This is a genomic window from Bathymodiolus heckerae thiotrophic gill symbiont (genome assembly GCF_900128515.1).
Classification (GTDB): domain Bacteria; phylum Pseudomonadota; class Gammaproteobacteria; order PS1; family Pseudothioglobaceae; genus Thioglobus_A.
In genome coordinates, this window is the sequence record NZ_FQTP01000177.1 from 1 (window position 1) to 1,831 (window position 1,831).

The following is a 1,831-nucleotide window of genomic DNA, read 5'->3' on the forward strand; positions in this document are numbered from 1 at the left end:
TTTAAAGACCCGATATAAACATCAGTTCCCTGATAAAATCGTGCATAGTACCCTTGTATATAAAAAGAGTCCTGATGTGTAGGGAAATATTCTGGATATTTTGATTCTGCCCAGTCATATAATTTATCAATAGTTACAATATCATTAGTTCCATCGGAAGCAAACTCAACTTTTAGCTTGATTTGATTGTTAAAGCCAGTGGGACTCAATGGATTATCACACCCGGGAATAAGGCTCCAATTGCCGGTGATTAATATGGATGGATTAACACATGACGATCCTTTCAAATTAACATAGATATTATTCGCATCAAAAGTAACTAAGTTTGGATCAAAATCATCTGGGGCAAACTTCGCATCCACAGTTACATTGATAATGTCAGGCAAGCTATTCTCAGTATCCTGAAAATGAAAGCCTTTTGACTCGATGTAAGAGTATTCATAATCATAGTCGTTAGCTTCAATAGATGCATAAGTCATTTCAATGACATTCTGGTTAAAATCTATGTCCCAATCAAAATAATCTACGTCTGGAGAAGAAACATAAAAATCTGTCTTATCAGGATAAGTCGAGTCACTAGCCAGAACATCTTTATCATTTGTAATTTCAAGCAAGTTAGATACATCATCACCATCCCATATTTCAAATGCTACATTAATCGTGTGCCCATCAAAAGACTGTGCTGCCAAGGCATGCGGTGACATTGCTATACCAGCAAGCAGGAGAGACGAGGCTGTTATTTTTTTAAAGTTCATAATTCATATCCTATAAGTAATTAAATGGCGCTTTAAAAAAAGCGCCGTTTGATGAAACATTTACAACTAATCTATGGTTTTAAATATTATCCATTTCCTCCGTGGCCATTTGCTCAGCTTTCATTTCCTTTACCCAGTGACTTAGCTCTCCGAGTTCTAGCAATCCACCGAACTGGGCCCCGTAAACATAAAGACTTCCTTCTAAAGACCCAATATAAACATCAGTTACCTGATAAAATCGTGCATAGTACCCTTGTATATAAAAAGAGTCCTGATGTGTAGGGAAATATTCTGGATATTTTAATTCTGCCCAGTCATATAATTCATCCATCAGTGTTCCCCTATTAGCTCTATCCAGGAACTAACCGAGCCATCAAAGCACACATCAGGTCGGCCAGAGGCTTTCCTGTGATAATTGCGTTTTGAACGGCTCGAATGGTATATGAGCTGATACGTGCAATTCTTTCCAAAAACAATAATGGATTAACAAAGCCACCCTTATTCTTGGCTCTTTCCTGCCTTTTTTCAAGAGATTTAGTATATTTTTTATCCGAGGGATGAACCAACTTAGGATCTTGTATTTTTGAAATTTCTTCACAAACACGCATTAAATTATAAGTCATGGTGGTGAGGCGCATTTGATTATTGAGTGATTTAACCGAAGAAGACCAAGCCTTTTTTTCTTTCAGGTCACTTTTACTGTTATTGTAGGCTTTTTCAATGGTCCAGCGTTTGTAATACAGGATAGCAATCGTACCCGGGTTTATTGATTTCGGTAACGTCGATACAAAACGATGCAATTTTTGTGTTTCGGGGTCACGGTAATGTAAAACATTAAATCTTACGCCTTGGTTTTCATAAATACTGTAATCTTCAATGCCCGTGTTGATAGGGTTATTGGCATCAAAGCCTATGGGTTCAATCCAAGTAGCCACTGAATTTTCTTTTAAAACAGATATCATGTAGTTTTGATGGCTTTTTTGTTTTGCCCACCAATGAAAGTCTGTGACTGCCTTATCATACACATAAAGCTTTTTTTCAGACGGGTCACTCTGACTATTTTGATGATCAATATA

The 1,831-nt window shown here is 36.9% G+C and carries 3 protein-coding genes; all 3 read right to left on the reverse strand.

Translation table 11 applies throughout. The annotated features are described in order from the left end of the window. On the reverse strand, positions 1–755 hold a 755-nt coding region (locus BTHERMOSOX_RS10840; protein WP_138121146.1), incomplete at its 3' end, for a hypothetical protein. A gap of 79 nt (positions 756–834) precedes the next feature. After that, positions 835–1,086 carry a hypothetical protein gene (locus tag BTHERMOSOX_RS10845; protein WP_138121147.1) on the reverse strand — a complete coding sequence of 84 codons (252 nt, stop codon included), beginning with the start codon at positions 1,084–1,086 and terminating at the stop codon, positions 835–837. Between the two features lie 19 nt (positions 1,087–1,105). Next, positions 1,106–1,831: hypothetical protein (locus BTHERMOSOX_RS10850; protein ID WP_171004695.1), on the reverse strand; the 726-nt coding region annotated here is incomplete at its 5' end.